Genomic DNA, 16,440 nt, shown 5'->3' with positions numbered 1-16,440 from the left:
TATGAGAGTAAAAGGAAAAAAGCACATATAAAGGGGGCTGGCATATATGGCTAGTAACAGTAATCAGGTTTTGGTTAGAAAAGAAGTACCAGAAGAATTAACATGGCGCTTAGAAGACATCTTTGCAACAGATGAAGCTTGGGAAGAGGAATTGAAGGAGGTTGCAGAGCATGCTAAACAAGCACCTAGCTATGCAGGTACTTTAAATAATGGGGCAGAGGCATTATTAGCAGCTTTGCAGTATCATGATCATATATATGAACGTGCAATGAAGCTCTACACATATGCTCATATGCGCTATGATCAAGATACGACAAATAGCTTTTATCAAGATATGAACAGCCGTATTCAAACATTGGCAACGAGTATCTCAGCTGGCCTTTCCTATTTAACGCCAGAAATTCTGACATTAAGTGAAGAAACGATTGAACGCTACTTAACAGAAAATCAAGACCTACAACTATATAAACAATCTTTAAAAGAAATTACAATGGCACGTCCACATGTATTACCAGCCGAACAGGAGGCATTGCTAGCGCAAATGTCTGAGGTGACAGGTACGGCTTCGAATACATTCAGCATGTTAAACAATGCCGATATGGTATTCCCTCATGTGAAAAATGAAGAGGGAGAAGAAGTACAACTTACGCATGGTAATTATATCAAGTTTTTAGAGAGCAAGGATCGCTCTGTACGTGAAGGCGCATTTAAAGCTATGTACGAAACATATGGCAAGTTTAAAAATACGTTTTCGGCTACACTAACTGGTAATGTGAAGAAGCATAATGTAAGTGCTCGAATTCGTCATTATGAATCTGCACGCCACGCTGCCATGTCTAATAACTTCATTCCTGAGAATGTTTATGATCAGCTGGTGGAAACAATTCATAAGCACTTACCAGCTATGCAACGTTATATTTCGTTGCGAAAGAAATTATTGGGTGTAGACGAATTGCATATGTGGGATTTATTTGCGCCACTAGTTAAAGAGGTGGAAATGAAAGTCTCTTATGATGAAGCGAAAGATATTTTAGTAAAAGCTTTAGCTCCGTTAGGGGAAGAATATCAAAGCATCGTTCAAAACGGACTGGATAACCGTTGGGTCGATGTTTTAGAAAATAAAGGGAAGCGTAGTGGAGCCTATTCTTCAGGCGCCTATGGTACAAATCCGTATATTTTAATGAATTGGCAGGACAATGTGAACAATCTATTTACATTAGCACATGAATTTGGCCATAGTGTTCATAGTTATTATTCACGCAACAACCAGCCATTTGTTTATGGAGACTATTCTATTTTTGTGGCAGAGGTTGCTTCTACTTGCAATGAAGAGTTATTAAATGACTATTTACTGAAAACAATTGATGATCCACAACAAAAAATATACTTATTAAACCATTGGCTAGATGGCTTCAGAAGTACTGTATTTAGACAAACAATGTTTGCGGAGTTCGAACATCTTATTCATCAGATGGATAAGAACGGTGAATCCTTGACAGCAGATCGTTTAACAGAAGTTTACTATGAATTAAACAAAAAGTACTTCGGTGATGATATGGTGGTAGATGAGGAAATCGGCTTAGAATGGGCTCGTATTCCACACTTCTACTATAATTACTATGTTTATCAGTATGCGACTGGTAAATCAGCCGCTACAGCATTAAGTAAACAAATATTAGAGGAGGGTGCACCAGCTGTAGAACGTTATATTAATAACTTCTTAAAAGCGGGATGCTCTGATTTCCCTATTGAGGTATTAAAGGCAGCAGGCGTTGATATGAACGTAGCTAAGCCAATTGAAGATGCATGTAAAGTATTTGAAGAACGTTTAAATGAATTGGAAAAATTATTGTTAAATAACTAATTAAATGGGCTATAGGAATGTTCCTATAGCCCAATTCTTTTTATAAACACCATAAATTGAAAGGAAAGAATAATGTTTTTTTTTGATTTCTAAATAGTTTAAAAGTGTACATCTTGGAAAAATACTGTTTGTAATCGCTTTCTATTTGACAAATTTGTGAATCTAGTATTGGTTTCATTGCTAAATATATTATTCCATGATAGAGTAATTCTTGTGAAATAAATCACAAAACAAACATACACCCCTTTGTTTGAACGTGAACATTTCTCCCATCCCCTTTGTGAAAAAGAAGCGTCTCTATCGGTCGAGGATAGAGGCGCTTCTTTGTATTTTGCGTTATCTTGAAAAAGGGACTCCATCATGATGATTGGAGTCCCTTTTATTTTATTATTTAAGACGCCATAACGTAGCGTGAGTAGTCTGGATTCGTTCGATCTTTTGTTGCAGCATACGTTTCTTTAGTTCACGCTCTGCTGCTTGCTCTGTTAATGAATAGATAAAAGCTATTTCATTTGTAGAAAGAGTATGGAATTTAGAAAATAAGTCCTCTATTGATGGTAAAGGCTGACGGACAAGCTGTTCGTTCAGCATTTCTTGTAAAATATGTTCATAAACTTCATAGGAATAGCTACCACTAACTTTTAGTCCCTCATCTTCGATACATTCATTGAAAAATACGATACTTGGTACTTCATCTACTTCCATTTCGCGTTTAATATATAAATCGCATTGGAAAGCACGTGCTGCCTCTTTTGAACCAAAGTCAACAGTAAACTCATTCATATCGAGTTGAACATCCTCAGCTATTTTTAAAAGCGTTGCATAGGAGTTTACATCTTGATGACTTAATAATACGTATTCCTGTAGTTTCGATAAATAACGCGCACCTGCACGTTTCCCCTGCAATTCAGCTGCTTTAATAGCGATAGAAGGTAAAACAGGATGATTAATATCAAGTTCGATTCCTGAAATACAGCCTTTGACACGTTTACTTAAGCAATTTAAAGAAGTAAGTTCTGTACTTAAAACAAAGCGCCATGTGAAGTAATGGTTGTATTCAAGCTGTAATTTACGAAGAGTTGCTTGCATACTGAAAGCTTCAGGGCAAAGTGGATCTACGAAAATATACAATTCAATTGGCTTGTTTGCAGTAGAAATCGTTGGCGTTGGCTCTTGCAACATTTGAATATTATTCACGTAACAATTCCCCCTCATCGTCATTTGGCGTATTAACCATGTGATGAGCTGTTAATACTAAACGTTGATAATAAGTTTCACGGAACTTCCCTTCCAAACCTACCTCATCCATTGCTTCTGACATACACTCTAGCCAAGCTTGAGCGCGGTCAGGTGTAATAGGAAAATTCATGTGACGCGCACGCATCATCGGATGACCATGCTCCTCAGTAAAAAGATTTGGTCCCCCTAAATACTGTGTTTGAAATTGAATTTGTTTACGGGCTGTTTCTGTTAAATCCTTTGGAAAGATTGGAATAAGATCAGGATGCTGAGCAACTCTTTTATAGAACGCATGAATGAGTTCTGACAGTTTTTCAGCTCCCAGCTCCTCATAAGGAACAGTGTATTTTCGACTCATAAGTTATATGCTCCTTTAATTCTTTATATCGTAAAGTACCATATTGTATACTTCATCCTCATCAAATTGTGAAATTCTTGTGACTACCTTCATTCTATCAACGTCTTTTCGTTAACACAAACAAAGAGCTCTTTCGAATTGCTGTTCGCTACAAAAGCACAAATTTCACCACTATGGGTGAAATTTGTTGGAAATGACATAGATAACAGGAAAGATGCGATTACACTGTAAAGTAATTCATCACTTTTTTGACATAATTCTGTGTTTCTTTGAAAGGAGGGATCCCTCCATATTTTGTAACACGAGATGCGCCAGCATTATAAGCTGCTAATGCTAGTGTAGGGTCATTATTAAACTTATCGAGCATTTGACGCAAATATTTTGCACCAGCCATAATATTCTGCTCTGGATCAAAAGCGTTAGTCACACCCAAATATTGTGCTGTTTTGGGCATGAGTTGCATTAAACCTTGCGCCCCCGCATGGCTTACTACAGTTGGATTAAAATTAGATTCTTGTTTAATAACTGCTGCGATAAGCTTCGCGGGTATCTGATAAGTAGCGGCCGCTTTTTCAATAATGGCAGTATACTCATTTGATCCTGCTAGTGAATTGGCATATGCTGTAGAGCCTATTACATCGTCTGAAACATAGGAATCAAGTTTGTTAGTAGTATATGTGTTTGCTAAAGCTTGTTTGACTGATTCAGGTATAAACACCGCATTAGAGCCTTTGTAAAGTAATGACTCTAATGGACTTTGCTCCAAAGTAGCCAATGGATTGACGAAATTTGAATTATTTGCTGTTCCTGTAGCAAGCAAGCTTGATAATTTAGCATTACTTGCTGTCGAAGTTTCTCCTAATAATTCGTTAATCATGTCAGAAAAAATAGACTCATTGTCTGTGGGTGAACTTTCGCTTGATCCAAGTGTTTGCAAAGCTCGAATTTCTAGTAAAGATTTGAATGATTGAATATCCAAGGAGTCAGACACCTTCCTTTTTCTACTTTTATAAATTTTGTGCTTTTAGTGCCTTCATAAAACGAGCAATTTTTTTATCAGTTGGTTGCTTTTCAATACCATATTGTTGTAAAAATTCGTCGAAAATTATATTTCCTTTTATTGCATCTTTTGCTTCATATTCTACCTCATAATCGTCGCACTGCAAATAGAAAGAATGATCAAAAACAAGAAGTCCCTCTTTGTAGGGAATTTCGACACGATCTGTAGTGAGAGTACCAAATACATGCAATTGTTCTAAAGGAATGTTATGAAGCGCTAATCTTTTACCTACCTCTTGAGCATAAAATCCCTTGCCATCTAACATTTGTTGCGCCTCTATGGCTGTTATTTCATCCGTCGTTTCAAGGTGAGCATGCTCAGCGTTTTTTTCTTTAAGCGTACATTCGTAATAATCACCAATTTGTCTAATACGAAGCCCACTTTGTAGTTTGCGAATAGCTTGATTAGGTGTATCAAAATAATGATTTGCTTGACGATGAATAGCATTTTGGCTAATGTGGAACTCTTGTAATAATTCCTCGTATTGCTGTTTTGTTAATAGATTTTTAAATTCAATCTCAATTTCTTGCGTCATTTATAGTCACCTATTTATTTTTTATTTTTCATCCGTTGTTTCGCTTGAATTAATATTTACACACTGCAACTATTTACCCTGTGTGCTAAAATAAGAGGAAGAGTACAACGAAAAGGGGAACCGCATGTGCGTAAAATTTATACAATAGATACATCGAATTTTGAACAGGATCAACTTCATTTTAGTTTAAACGACAATGAAGTAAATTTACAATTAAAACCTGCTGGACAACTCATTGCAGATTCAGATGATTTTGCATTCATTTATTTACTTGATGCAGGTGAAGACTATCATTACTTGCGTTTTCCACCGAGTAGTTGGGAGAATCTTGTACATATTTTACAAAAAGGGAAAAATCCATTGCTACGAATAGGTGAAGAAGTGATTGAACTGACAAATTTCTACGAGGAATTAGAAATGCTCGTGTATAATATTGAAGGAAATTACAATTATGGGGCAGAATTTGTCCAAGCAGTGGAACAACACTTCAAGGCTATTCTCGCTGAATAGAAAGACAAAACGAACAGACGGTGGTGTTCGATACCGATTGTCGGGAGGTTTTTACAATGGGACAATGGGAAATTTTTTTAAGTCCTTATAAACAAGCAGTAGACGAATTAAAAGTAAAATTAAAGGGCATGCGTTCGCAATTTGGTATTGTTAATGCCAATTCGCCAATTGAATTTGTCACAGGACGTGTCAAGCCTTTAGCAAGTATATATGACAAAACGTTAGAAAAAGGACTAGCTTTTGAGCCTTCTAAACAACTTGGTGATGAACTTGGCGATATTGCTGGCCTTCGGATTATGTGTCAATTTGTTGATGATATTTCAACGGTAACTGAGCTAATTCGTCAGCGAAAAGATATGCGTGTAGTGGAAGAACGCGATTATATTACACATAATAAGCCTAGTGGTTATCGCTCATACCATATGATAGTGGAGTATCCTGTTGAAACAATTCAAGGAAAAAAAGTAGTATTAGCGGAAATACAAATCCGAACACTAGCTATGAATTTCTGGGCTTCAATAGAGCATTCTTTAAATTATAAATATAAGGGGATGTTCCCAGAAGAAATTAAGAATCGTTTGCAAAGTGCTGCGGAGGCAGCATTTCGGTTGGATGAGGAAATGTCATCCATTCGTAGTGAAATTCAAGAGGCACAGGCCTACTTTAGCGAATATAAAGAAGCATCGAATCCTAATTTACTAACGGAGAAGGAGCGTGACGCACAATGAAATTTTCGATTCAATCACGTAGAGATGCACAATCCAACGAGCTGATGGAACTTGCTAAAACCTATTTACAGGATTTTGGCTTGACCTATGATGAAGAGACGCCAGAAATTGTTGTTTCGATTGGAGGAGATGGCACACTATTGCATGCCTTTCATCGATACTCTCATTTATTAGACCAGGTAGCCTTCGTTGGTATCCATACAGGGCATTTAGGATTTTATGCGGATTGGAAACCATCTGAATTAGAAAAATTAGTTTTGTCCATTGCTAAAAAGGATTTTAATGTTGTGGAATATCCACTGCTGGAAGTAAGGGTAGAGCATCATAATGCCGAATCCAATACGTATCTTGCTTTAAACGAAGCAACCGTCAAATCACCAGATGTTACACTTGTGATGGATGTTGAGTTAAATGGCAATCAATTTGAGCGTTTCCGTGGCGATGGTCTTTGTGTATCCACTCCTTCGGGTAGTACGGCTTATAATAAAGCACTAGGTGGAGCCATCATACATCCTACACTAGCGGCACTCCAAGTCACTGAAATTGCCTCAATTAATAACCGCGTTTTCAGGACAGTAGGATCGCCATTAATCTTGCCAGCACACCATCATTGTGTATTGCGTCCTGTAAATGAACAAAATTTTAATATGACTGTTGATCACTTGCAAATTACTCAAGGTGATGTGAAAGCCATAGCGTTTAATGTAGCAAATGAAAGAGTACGTTTTGCCCGTTTCCGACCATTCCCATTTTGGGAGCGAGTGCATGAATCATTTGTTGCAAATGAATAACGTGGATACAAGATTTACATTACAATTTGAGGCGAAGAAAAATGGCCAATTATTACGAGAGGCACTTCAAGAGTGGCGTATTTCTAAGCGAGCTCTAACAGCTATTAAGTTTGATGGTGGCATGTTGACTGTGAATGATGTCGAACGTAATGTGAGACATATCCTGCAAGTTGGAGATTGTGTGAAAGTAACGTTTCCTCCCGAAGAAAAAAGTGAAGGGCTTGCTATTGAGCATGGGGATTTGACCATTGTATATGAAGACGATGCCATCTTAGTGCTCAACAAACCAGCCCATCAAAGTACGATACCCTCACGAGAGCATCCAACCAACAGCATTGCAAATTTAGTTTGTGGCTATTTTCAGAAACAAGGATTGGCCTCTACGGCTCATATTGTTACAAGGCTAGACCGAGATACATCAGGTTTACTATGCATAGCTAAGCATGCTCATATTCATCATTTAACAGGGCTTGCTCAACGTAAGAGAGAGATTTCAAGACAATATGAAGCCATTGTACATGGACATATCGAACAAAACTTTCAATCGATTATAGCTCCGATTGGTCGTAAAGAAGGTAGTATTATTGAAAGAGAAGTACGGGAAGATGGGCAATATGCACATACAGATGTAAAGGTTCTGAAGCGTTTTTCACTGGGAGCTGAACCAATGACACATGTACGACTTCAACTGCATACAGGGCGTACACATCAAATTCGCGTGCATATGTCGCATCTTGGACATCCACTTGTAGGGGATGACCTTTATGGTGGTAGTCGTCTTCAAATTGATCGACAAGCATTACATTGTGTATCTTTAAGTATGGAACATCCTTTAACAAGTGTGCCATTACACTTTACAAGTATGCTAAATGAAGACATGCAAAGATTACTGAAGGAATCTTCTGCATAAATTTTTGATAAAAGGAGGTGTTCGCGCAAACGAGCATCTCCTTATCATTTTTTGATTTAGGTTAAACCGCGTATTAGAGAAGTAGATTATTTTTACACCTTATTCATAACAAAGTGACAAAGGTAAGGTATAGTAAAATAGGATCGTCATGATTTTAGGCGTAATATTGAAATTTATAAAAATCTGCCCAATTGCTCATAAATATAACTTAAAAAAGAGTTTGCAGAAAAGGTACATTACACTCTATTATATAGAAGGTAGATTTACGGCAGGCATTGCCCGTAAAATGATTGAAAGCTCGGAAGGAGGGGACAAGCATGATAGAGGAAAGAAATGAAAAGGATGATGTGCAATTTGATGAGGCACATCTACGAGAAATGCTAGAAGCACATAATATTGAAGCATTCCGTGATGAGTTTTTAGAACTTCATCCATATGATCAGGCAACGTTTTATGAAAAGGTGGAACCTGATATAAGGAAAATCATCTATTCGTTCTTGTCTCCGACAGAAATGGCTGATATTTTTGAGGCAATCGATATTGAAGATGATGAGTATAAAGCATATCTTGCTGAAATGGATCAATCATACGGTGCAGAAATGCTATCTCATATGTACGCAGATGATGCGGCAGATGTCTTAAATGAACTGGATACAGCACAGCGCGAAAGCTATTTAGAAATGATGGATGAAGAAGCGGCAGAAGATATTAATGAACTACTAAGCTACGATGAATATACTGCTGGTTCTATCATGACCACTGAATATGTCGCTATACCAGAAAATTCAACAGTTCGTTCAGCTATGGCCATATTGCGTAAAGAGGCACCAGATGCAGAAACTGTTTATTATATTTTTGTAGTGGATGAAGAACATCGTCTGACGGGTGTTATATCGTTACGAGATTTAATCATTGCAGACGAGGATACACTTATTCGTTCTATTATGAATGAGCGTGTCGTAATGGTACATGTAGGCGATGACCAAGAAGAAGTCGCGCAAATTATGAAGGATTATAATTTCTTAGCGACACCTGTTATTGATGATAAAGGAGAATTACTTGGTATTATCACGGTTGACGATATTATTGATGTTATTGATGAAGAGGCTTCTGAGGATTACTCTAAATTAGCCGGTATTTCGGATATGGATAAATTTGATGTAACACCATTCCAAGCGGCTAAAAAACGTTTGCCTTGGCTAGTAGTTCTACTGTTTCTAGGTATGTTAACAGCTAACCTAATGGGGCAATTTGAGGATACATTAGATAAGGTTGCCTTACTAGCGGTCTTTATTCCATTAATTTCAGGAACTTCAGGTAATAGTGGAACACAGGCATTGGCCGTGGCAATTCGAGGGATTGCAACAGGTGATGTAGAAGAACATAGTAAATTTAAGTTACTATTACGTGAAGCAGGTACTGGCTTAATGTCAGGCATTGTTTGTGGATTAATTGTTATTGGGATCGTTTATTTTTGGAAACATGAACTTGTCCTAGGTATGTTAGTAGGGGCAGCACTTTGTGGCTCTATTTTAGTGGCGACTTTAGCTGGTTCATTTATTCCATTGTTAATGCATCGACTAAAAATAGACCCTGCTGTTGCATCAGGACCCTTTATTACTACATTAAATGATATTACAAGTATTTTAATTTATTTGGGCTTAGCGACAGTTTTCTTAAGCCAAATAGGCTAAGAACCAATTTGCTTACTTTCGCATATTGTATGGAAAAAAGGGAAGTGAGTAAAGTGGATCAAGAACCACGCTTGTTTATAAAATCACCATCATATTTTTTAAATATTTCTAAGGTGTTACATGAACTTGATTTGGATGAAAGTACATCTGTCTATGTGAAGGACAATATGTTCGATGAGCAAATAGTTGAAGAAAAAAATGAGATAGTAGATGATGTACAAATAGATCCTTATTTACTGAAACAGCTCCAATTTTTAGAAAAACCATTTCGTCAGAGAGCCTATCAGCCATTATTAGTTTGTTTAAAGGATGGTAGAAAATTAACTGGGACAGCTTCAGATGTACAGAATGATTCTTTAATGCTCACATCATTAGAATTGAAAATACAGGAGATCATTCATTTTGAAGATATACAGCAAATACTTTGGCGGGGAAGAAAATTGCCAACTTTATAAAAAAAGTGTACAGCAGAGGATGCTGTACACTTTTTTTATGTGTGTGTGTCAAAGGTGAAAGAATTAGTCACAAATCCCTAAGTCAACATCAGCGATACATTGTACAGCGCAGAAGCAAGATAAATCCACAGTAATACAGCTATCTGTTGAGCTCCAGTCATCTACTTTACAGATTTTCTTCATGTTGATACAACAACCGTCTTTGCTTAGTAAGTCTACTGTACTTTCACTAGAGTCAAATGTACATAATGGCTCTAAAACACGTAAAGTAGCACAGCATTCATCAAACATATCTTCTACGCGGAAGAATACGGATGTACAAATACAAGGATCTGCTGTTGGAGAGTTAAAGAATGCTTTGAAAGGAGTACCATCTTTTGTAATTAACATGAAAACACGTGTATCTGCTTGTGAGCGTGCAGGACTAACAATCCCACCTAGTGGCTCTAAGAAACAGTTTGCTGTACATGGAGAACACTCATCTCGCACCGCTTGATTTTGAATATCTAAAATAGCGCGAACTACGTCACAAACGCAGCCTGCTGAATGGATTGGTCCAATAGGATTTGTTGGCTTACCACAACCCATATTGTCACCCCCTTTCCTTGTTACTACTTCTACAATATGTACTTTTGCAAACTGGACTCGGGCTTTTGTGTATTTCTTTGAATGAATAGTTTTTTTATGTGTGGAGAAACTGTAAAGAAAAGGAGGGTAAAACTTGAGGCTACTAGGAATGACGTTACCTCTCTTAGTTGTTTTATCGCTGTTGAATGGTTGTGCTGAAAAGGAAAAATTTATCGTCTATGGGTCTCCACAAAATGAAAGTGAAGTCGAAACCCTTATTAAAGAAGAAGACTATGTTGATCGCTCAACGGTTATCCAATATGACGATAGTATGCTTATTGCAGTACAAATTAAACCATGGGAAAAGTGGAAAAAAACTAAGTTAGAGAAAAAATTGCAAAAGAAATTTGAAGAGAAATATCCAAACAAAGATGTGTTTGTCTCCGCTGATTACAAAATTTTTTATGAAGCCAATAAAATAAAAAAGGATCAGATGGAAGATACTAAATTGAACGATAAAATTACAGAACTAAAAGAGCTTGCAAAGGAGGAGACATAAATGGAAAAAGAGCAATATCAACAGTTAGAGCAAAATGTTACACCAAAGCCCCCTTATTTAAAGAATGTAGCAAAAGCCTTTTTCGTTGGCGGTTTTATTTGTGCAATTGGTCAGGCTGTGTCTCTTTTTTATATTATTTTCTTCAATTTTACAGAGGCAACAGCAGGAAATCCAACCGTTGCAACGATGGTATTTTTCGCCATGATATTAACAGGTCTTGGCCTTTATAAAAGAATTGGTCAATTTGCTGGGGCTGGATCGGCAGTTCCAGTAACAGGCTTTGGTAATGCTGTTATTTCGGCAGCTATCGAGCATCGTTCTGAAGGGTTAGTATTGGGAGTCGGAGGGAATTTATTTAAATTAGCAGGATCTGTTGTTTTATTTGGTGTAGTGTCAGCATTTTTTGTAGCGCTCATTAAATATATCCTCGTAACGATAGGAGTGGTTTCATGGTAATTGTTTTTCAATCGAAGCCCTCTCTTTTAGCAGGTGGAGTGGTAGTAGGTCCATTAGAAAATAGGAGTATTTTTAGTCAATATTTTGACTCTGTGTATGATGATGAACGTTGGCAAATGAAAACAAATGAACAGGGACATCGTAAAATGATCGAAGAGGCCTGTGAATTTGCTATGAAAAAAATGGGCGTACAAAAAGGTGATATCAATTATTTAATGGGTGGAGATTTAGTCAACCAAATGACACCAACTAATTTTGCCGCTAGGGATTTAGAAATCCCTTTTATTGGACTATTTTCGGCATGTGCCACATCCGTATCTTCAGTTATTATTGCATGCCTGTTAACTGAGTTAGGAGCTGCTAATTTTTCATTAGCAGGTGCCTCTAGTCAACATAATGCAATTGAACGCCAGTTTCGTTACCCCATCAATTATGGCGCACAAAAACCACAAACAGCTCAGTGGACTGTAACTGCTGCTGGTTATGCGTTAATTGGGAAGCATCGAGAGGAATATCCTTCTATAGAAGCGGCAACAATTGGAAAATCCGTTGACTATGGTATGGATGATCCTTTCCATATGGGTGCTGCAATGGCACCTGCTGCTTTTCAGACGATTCAATCTCATTTACAACAGAGAAATCAAAAAATTTATCATTACGATTTAATCTTAACAGGCGATTTGGGACAGCTTGGCTTAAAGCTATTGAAAGGAATGCTTGTGGAAAATGGCGTGAAAAATGAAGAGCTCACGTTATTACGTGATGCAGGTGCTGAATTTTATGGACAGGATGAAGCATTTCAATCTGGTGCAAGTGGAGCAGGCTGTTCGGCAGCTGTTTTTTTTAGTTATGTTATTCAACAAATGCGTGCAGGGAGCTATAAGCGAGTATTACTAGTAGCAACGGGGGCGTTATTATCTCCGCTATCCTATCAGCAAGGCGAGACGATTCCATGTACGGCACATGCGATAGAAATTACGATGAAATGAGGCAAAAAACATGGTTATGACTTTTGTATTTGCATTTATTGTTGGAGGCATTATTTGTGTCATAGGCCAATTATTAATGGATGTTGGCAATTTAACACCGGGCCATACACTAAGTACGTTAGTGGTTGTAGGTGCGATTTTGGATGGTATGGGCTTATATGAGCCATTAATTAATTTAGCTGGAGCAGGGGCGACAGTGCCCATTACATCCTTTGGGAATTCATTAACACATGGTGCCCTGGCAGAGGCAGAAGCACATGGACTTGTTGGCGTATTAACAGGCATGTTCGAAGTAACAAGCTCAGGAATTAGTGCTGCTATTGTGTTCGGCTTTATTGGTGCCTTAATATTTAGACCAAAAGGAAATATTGACTAGACGAATACCCCTCCCATTTTTACGACCGAAACATATTATAGGTTGTAGAAGGGAGGGGTGCTTTTATGGGATACCAAGGCTGGGGCTCACAACCGTACGGAAATAACGTTGGTGGGTGGAACAATAGCTACTGCGGAGGATACTCTGGAGGCAACAACAACTATGGTTATGGTTCTACATTTGTTCTAATTGTTGTACTATTCATTCTATTAATTATTGTTGGCGCTACTTACATCTAATTTGATGAACATAATAAAGGCTTTAGCTTTTATTTAGGATATTCTAAATAAAGTTAAGGCCTCCACCATTTGCGAAATGTTTCGTGCAAGACGCAAGGTCATTTTGAGTTTTTATGATAGGAGGGAAAACATGCATCGCTCGTTTTTTAATTCGATTGAGCAAAAAACAGGTGTATCGATGGATGAAATCTTCGCATTAGCCAATGCCATTCAACATGCGGATTTTACAAGTGAAAAACAAGTAAGAAAAATTGTACGACGTGTTGCTAAAATATCTAACCGATCGATTACGCAAGAGTTAGAAGATAAATTAGTACAATCTATTATTCAAGATGGAGCATCACTAGATTTCGATAAAATCACTAGAATGATGAAGTAGCGCATGGCATATCTACTTGGCAATGCAGCTTGTTACGATAGAGTAGATAAATGGTGGCAAGCGAATTCGTCTCATAAAAAAGGGGTGTTACGACATTATATATATCGTAACACCCTTTCATTAAATATTCTTCTCCATAGCACGGTGTGGAATACCAGCATCCATAAACTCAGGCGAGGTAACTGTAAAGCCTAGCTTTTCGTAAAAGGGAATTGCATAGCTTTGTGCATGAAGTTTTAAGGTTTTTTTATTGATAGAAATGGCATGCTTCTCCATTTCCTTCATAATTAAAGCGCCTAATTTTTTCCCGCGTTGGGATTGTAAAATACAAACACGCTCAATTTTAGCTGTATTGTTGTCAATACTACGTAAACGTGCTGCTCCTACAGGCTCATCGTTATCATACATAATGAAATGTGTTGCAGTTGCATCCTCAGCATCACATTCTAGATGAAGCGGAACACCTTGCTCTTCAACAAATACTTTTTTGCGAATAGCAAAGGCATCATCGTGTTCTTGCTTTGTTTCAACAATTTTAACGTTATGCAACAATTACTCAGCTCCAGACAAACGGAATGTTTCGTAAGTTGTCCATGAACCATCTTCTAATTGATATAAAAGATGAATGCGATCAATTGTATCTTTTTCATCAACGCCTGTCATGCGTAATTGACCAAAAATGTCATCATGCTCTGAATCTGACATTTTTTGAGCGATTGTAATGTGTGGAACAAATACATGCTTCATTTCCCCAGAAGGGATTTTTTCTTGAAGATCGTGTTGGAATGCTGCTAATTGTTCTGTTGGTTCAATGCGGAAGTAAATCGCATTTGTTGTAGGGAAAAACGAACTAATGCGAGATGCATGAATGTTTAAAGGTGCATATTTAGCAGCAAGTTCATCTAATTGCTTGACGATGGTTTGAATTTCTTCTTCAGACGCATCGAAGCTGTCCTTTAATGTCATATGCGGTGTAATCTTTGCATAATGAGGATCGTATCGTTTGCGATAAGTATTCGCTAAATCTTGCAATTTTTTTGATGGAAATGCCACAATACCGTACTTCATAGTCCATTACCTCCCGAAAATAAACAATTTTTCTAATTAAGTATAACAGAAATTTCAGTTTTCGTAATTTGAATCGCCTAATATTAATTGAAATTTTCAATTAATGCACGTCGAAGATCTGGTTTCCAATATTTCCATGTATGATTGCCATCAAACTCGTCATAAAATGTAGTAAACCCTTTATTTATCATGAGATCATGCAATTGACGATTAGGTGTTAAAAAATCTTTGATGGTTTTATCCATTGTCACAACCTGATCTTCGCCGTTGCCAACGATATGGTAGATAGAAATAGATCCTGGATCTTTAAAATTTTCCACAGCCTTTAATACATCAGCATCTACATAAGGTGATTGTAGTATGACTTTGCCAAAGATGCTAGGATACTTTAAAGCAGCCATTAAGGAAGCAGTAGCAGCCATAGAGTCACCAATCACTCCACGACTCATACCCATTTGGTAAGTGGCATACTCCTGATCTAAATATGGCACTAGCTCATGTGCTAAAAAGCGAAGATAGGCTTCATGTTGCTCACCGCTTGGGATATATTTATGACGACGATCTTTTATGTCTTTGTAAGGAACAAATGCAATAATTAAATTTTCGATTTCATAGTCATCAATCAGTTCATCAGCTAGCTTTGTAATACCACCAAGTTGGAAATAATCTTTACCGTCTGATGCGATTAAAATGTTGTATTTATATAGTGGAGAATAATTTGCAGGAACATAAATATAGAGCTTTAATTCTTCCTGTAATGACTCACTGTAAAATGTTAAATCCTGTACTGTTCCCTTATCCAATGATGACACTCCTTCTTGTGTTTGTAACAAAATTGTACCATATTACGTAAGTAAAGGTATAATAGGTTGGGCTAGCATTATACTAGCAATAAAAATCGAAATGAGGGTTAATTATGCATAATAAAAGTATTCGTGTGCACTCTGACGAAGTAGCAAAGGCAGCTCAAGCCGCGTTAATTCGTAGAGGTGTAGCGATAGAGGATATCGCGCAAATTGTTTACGAAATGCAAAAAACCTATAATGAAGGTCTAACACTAGAGCATTGTGTTCATTCTGTTGAACGTGTATTACGTAAGCGAGAAGTGCAACATGCCTTATTAGTAGGAATTGAATTAGATGAATTAGCAGAGAAGAAGTTATTATCTTCACCACTACAACAAATTATCGAATCAGATGAAGGTCTATTTGGTGTAGACGAAACAATCGCACTAGGATCTGTATTTACATATGGCAGCATTGCCGTTACTACTTTTGGTCACTTAGATAAGCAGAAAATAGGGATTATTAAAAAACTGGATACAGAACCCGGACATCATGTCAACACGTTTTTAGATGATTTGGTTGCTAGTATAGCGGCTTCAGCGGCCTCCCGTATTGCACATCGTATGCGTGACCTAGAAGAAGAAGGCGAAACATTCGCTGATATCGAACCTGAAGAGCTAGGACCAAAGCCAAAATCACATAATGAAATTTAAAATGAGTTTCTTCCATTAAAAAAGAGCCTTCTCAAATTGGTGCTGCACCCCAAAAGTTAGAGTAATAAATCTAATTTTTGGGGTGTTTTTGTATGGCGAAATATAGCCAAGGTTTTAAATTAAAGATCGTTAATGAGTATTTAAAAGGGAATCTGGGCTACCTAT

At 37.3% G+C, this 16,440-nt stretch carries 22 protein-coding genes; 14 read left to right on the top strand and 8 right to left on the bottom strand.

Going from position 1 to position 16,440, the window contains the following annotated elements; all coding sequences use genetic code 11:
* Positions 1-46 precede the first annotated feature (46 nt).
* Positions 47-1,864, top strand: a complete 1,818-nt coding sequence (gene pepF, locus JIN86_RS11060) for an oligoendopeptidase F (protein ID WP_202341944.1) — start codon at positions 47-49, stop codon at positions 1,862-1,864.
* 387 nt (positions 1,865-2,251) lie between these two features.
* Here pepF and JIN86_RS11055 read toward each other — a convergent pair whose 3' ends face one another.
* The 4 genes from JIN86_RS11055 to JIN86_RS11040 form a co-directional block, all read right to left on the bottom strand.
* Complete coding sequence (locus tag JIN86_RS11055; RefSeq protein WP_004227450.1) at positions 2,252-3,061, bottom strand: DsbA family protein; 810 nt, start codon at positions 3,059-3,061, stop codon at positions 2,252-2,254.
* Positions 3,054-3,461 (bottom strand): globin domain-containing protein, encoded by a 408-nt coding sequence (locus JIN86_RS11050; protein WP_004227447.1) that lies wholly within the window; start codon positions 3,459-3,461, stop codon positions 3,054-3,056. The genes JIN86_RS11055 and JIN86_RS11050 overlap by 8 nt, the downstream gene beginning before the upstream one ends.
* Positions 3,462-3,681: 220 nt before the next feature.
* Positions 3,682-4,440: a lytic transglycosylase domain-containing protein gene (locus tag JIN86_RS11045; protein WP_202341943.1), complete on the bottom strand. Its 759-nt coding sequence runs from the start codon at positions 4,438-4,440 to the stop codon at positions 3,682-3,684.
* 28 nt (positions 4,441-4,468) lie between these two features.
* Entirely contained in the window at positions 4,469-5,056 is a 588-nt protein-coding gene (locus JIN86_RS11040; RefSeq protein WP_202341942.1) for a CYTH domain-containing protein, read from the bottom strand.
* Between the two features lie 126 nt (positions 5,057-5,182).
* On the opposite strand from JIN86_RS11040, the gene JIN86_RS11035 reads away from it, so the two are divergent.
* From JIN86_RS11035 to JIN86_RS11010, 6 genes are all read left to right on the top strand, one after another.
* The gene (locus tag JIN86_RS11035; protein WP_004227440.1) at positions 5,183-5,566 is read left to right on the top strand and encodes a UPF0738 family protein; all 384 of its coding nucleotides are present in this window, start codon (positions 5,183-5,185) and stop codon (positions 5,564-5,566) included.
* Between the two features lie 56 nt (positions 5,567-5,622).
* A complete protein-coding gene (gene yjbM, locus JIN86_RS11030; RefSeq protein ID WP_004227437.1) occupies positions 5,623-6,294 on the top strand; it encodes a GTP diphosphokinase in 672 nt (223 codons plus the stop codon).
* Entirely contained in the window at positions 6,291-7,085 is a 795-nt protein-coding gene (locus JIN86_RS11025; protein WP_004227435.1) for an NAD kinase, read from the top strand. Before yjbM ends, JIN86_RS11025 begins: the two co-directional genes overlap by 4 nt.
* Entirely contained in the window at positions 7,060-7,995 is a 936-nt protein-coding gene (locus tag JIN86_RS11020) for an RluA family pseudouridine synthase (RefSeq protein WP_004227434.1), read from the top strand. Before JIN86_RS11025 ends, JIN86_RS11020 begins: the two co-directional genes overlap by 26 nt.
* A 317-nt stretch (positions 7,996-8,312) precedes the next feature.
* Positions 8,313-9,689, top strand: a complete 1,377-nt coding sequence (gene mgtE, locus JIN86_RS11015; protein WP_004227432.1) for a magnesium transporter — start codon at positions 8,313-8,315, stop codon at positions 9,687-9,689.
* A gap of 53 nt (positions 9,690-9,742) precedes the next feature.
* Entirely contained in the window at positions 9,743-10,144 is a 402-nt protein-coding gene (locus JIN86_RS11010; protein ID WP_004227430.1) for a hypothetical protein, read from the top strand.
* Between the two features lie 63 nt (positions 10,145-10,207).
* Here JIN86_RS11010 and JIN86_RS11005 read toward each other — a convergent pair whose 3' ends face one another.
* Positions 10,208-10,732 (bottom strand): CotY/CotZ family spore coat protein, encoded by a 525-nt coding sequence (locus JIN86_RS11005; RefSeq protein WP_004230953.1) that lies wholly within the window; start codon positions 10,730-10,732, stop codon positions 10,208-10,210.
* 133 nt (positions 10,733-10,865) lie between these two features.
* On the opposite strand from JIN86_RS11005, the gene JIN86_RS11000 reads away from it, so the two are divergent.
* The 6 genes from JIN86_RS11000 to JIN86_RS10975 all read left to right on the top strand — a co-directional run bounded on the left by JIN86_RS11000 (position 10,866) and on the right by JIN86_RS10975 (position 13,709).
* Positions 10,866-11,270, top strand: coding sequence for a YhcN/YlaJ family sporulation lipoprotein (locus tag JIN86_RS11000; protein ID WP_004230954.1), 405 nt, complete (start codon positions 10,866-10,868; stop codon positions 11,268-11,270).
* On the top strand, positions 11,271-11,726 hold the full coding sequence (gene spoVAC / locus JIN86_RS10995; protein WP_004230957.1) for a stage V sporulation protein AC: 456 nt from the start codon (positions 11,271-11,273) through the stop codon (positions 11,724-11,726).
* Positions 11,720-12,715 carry a stage V sporulation protein AD gene (locus JIN86_RS10990; protein WP_004230959.1) on the top strand — a complete coding sequence of 332 codons (996 nt, stop codon included), beginning with the start codon at positions 11,720-11,722 and terminating at the stop codon, positions 12,713-12,715. The genes spoVAC and JIN86_RS10990 overlap by 7 nt, the downstream gene beginning before the upstream one ends.
* Before the next feature lie 16 nt (positions 12,716-12,731).
* Entirely contained in the window at positions 12,732-13,091 is a 360-nt protein-coding gene (spoVAE, locus tag JIN86_RS10985; RefSeq protein ID WP_004230960.1) for a stage V sporulation protein AE, read from the top strand.
* Positions 13,092-13,156: 65 nt separating this feature from the next.
* Positions 13,157-13,330, top strand: coding sequence for a YjcZ family sporulation protein (locus tag JIN86_RS10980; protein ID WP_004230967.1), 174 nt, complete (start codon positions 13,157-13,159; stop codon positions 13,328-13,330).
* A 130-nt stretch (positions 13,331-13,460) separates the two neighbouring features.
* Entirely contained in the window at positions 13,461-13,709 is a 249-nt protein-coding gene (locus JIN86_RS10975; RefSeq protein WP_004230969.1) for a stage VI sporulation protein F, read from the top strand.
* A 120-nt stretch (positions 13,710-13,829) separates the two neighbouring features.
* Here the strand turns inward: JIN86_RS10975 and JIN86_RS10970 are convergent, their stop codons facing one another.
* The 3 genes from JIN86_RS10970 to JIN86_RS10960 all read right to left on the bottom strand — a co-directional run bounded on the left by JIN86_RS10970 (position 13,830) and on the right by JIN86_RS10960 (position 15,580).
* Entirely contained in the window at positions 13,830-14,258 is a 429-nt protein-coding gene (locus JIN86_RS10970; RefSeq protein WP_192807168.1) for a GNAT family N-acetyltransferase, read from the bottom strand.
* Between the two features lie 3 nt (positions 14,259-14,261).
* Positions 14,262-14,777 carry a YjcG family protein gene (locus tag JIN86_RS10965; protein ID WP_004230972.1) on the bottom strand — a complete coding sequence of 172 codons (516 nt, stop codon included), beginning with the start codon at positions 14,775-14,777 and terminating at the stop codon, positions 14,262-14,264.
* An 83-nt stretch (positions 14,778-14,860) separates the two neighbouring features.
* Positions 14,861-15,580 carry an alpha/beta hydrolase gene (locus JIN86_RS10960; RefSeq protein ID WP_202341941.1) on the bottom strand — a complete coding sequence of 240 codons (720 nt, stop codon included), beginning with the start codon at positions 15,578-15,580 and terminating at the stop codon, positions 14,861-14,863.
* 113 nt (positions 15,581-15,693) lie between these two features.
* Here JIN86_RS10960 and JIN86_RS10955 point away from each other — a divergent pair, with 113 nt between their 5' ends.
* Positions 15,694-16,275, top strand: coding sequence for a phosphatidylglycerophosphatase A family protein (locus JIN86_RS10955; protein ID WP_004230976.1), 582 nt, complete (start codon positions 15,694-15,696; stop codon positions 16,273-16,275).
* Positions 16,276-16,440 lie beyond the last annotated feature (165 nt).

Source organism: Lysinibacillus sp. HST-98, from assembly GCF_016757845.1.
GTDB classification, from domain to species: Bacteria; Bacillota; Bacilli; order Bacillales_A; family Planococcaceae; genus Lysinibacillus; species Lysinibacillus capsici.
Note: the sequence above shows the minus strand (reverse complement) of the source record. Positions and strands in the feature narration are given on the sequence as shown.

Excerpts from the sequence above, each read along its gene's own strand:
- pepF (WP_202341944.1), top strand. The coding sequence starts at position 47 with ATGGCTAGTAACAGTAATCAGGTTTTGGTTAGAAAAGAAGTACCAGAA.
- JIN86_RS11050 (WP_004227447.1), bottom strand. The coding sequence starts at position 3,461 with ATGAGTCGAAAATACACTGTTCCTTATGAGGAGCTGGGAGCTGAAAAA.
- JIN86_RS11040 (WP_202341942.1), bottom strand. The coding sequence starts at position 5,056 with ATGACGCAAGAAATTGAGATTGAATTTAAAAATCTATTAACAAAACAG.
- yjbM (WP_004227437.1), top strand. The coding sequence starts at position 5,623 with ATGGGACAATGGGAAATTTTTTTAAGTCCTTATAAACAAGCAGTAGAC.
- JIN86_RS11025 (WP_004227435.1), top strand. The coding sequence starts at position 6,291 with ATGAAATTTTCGATTCAATCACGTAGAGATGCACAATCCAACGAGCTG.
- JIN86_RS11020 (WP_004227434.1), top strand. The coding sequence starts at position 7,060 with ATGAATCATTTGTTGCAAATGAATAACGTGGATACAAGATTTACATTA.
- mgtE (WP_004227432.1), top strand. The coding sequence starts at position 8,313 with ATGATAGAGGAAAGAAATGAAAAGGATGATGTGCAATTTGATGAGGCA.
- JIN86_RS11005 (WP_004230953.1), bottom strand. The coding sequence starts at position 10,732 with ATGGGTTGTGGTAAGCCAACAAATCCTATTGGACCAATCCATTCAGCA.
- spoVAC (WP_004230957.1), top strand. The coding sequence starts at position 11,271 with ATGGAAAAAGAGCAATATCAACAGTTAGAGCAAAATGTTACACCAAAG.
- JIN86_RS10990 (WP_004230959.1), top strand. The coding sequence starts at position 11,720 with ATGGTAATTGTTTTTCAATCGAAGCCCTCTCTTTTAGCAGGTGGAGTG.
- spoVAE (WP_004230960.1), top strand. The coding sequence starts at position 12,732 with ATGACTTTTGTATTTGCATTTATTGTTGGAGGCATTATTTGTGTCATA.
- JIN86_RS10980 (WP_004230967.1), top strand. The coding sequence starts at position 13,157 with ATGGGATACCAAGGCTGGGGCTCACAACCGTACGGAAATAACGTTGGT.
- JIN86_RS10975 (WP_004230969.1), top strand. The coding sequence starts at position 13,461 with ATGCATCGCTCGTTTTTTAATTCGATTGAGCAAAAAACAGGTGTATCG.
- JIN86_RS10965 (WP_004230972.1), bottom strand. The coding sequence starts at position 14,777 with ATGAAGTACGGTATTGTGGCATTTCCATCAAAAAAATTGCAAGATTTA.
- JIN86_RS10955 (WP_004230976.1), top strand. The coding sequence starts at position 15,694 with ATGCATAATAAAAGTATTCGTGTGCACTCTGACGAAGTAGCAAAGGCA.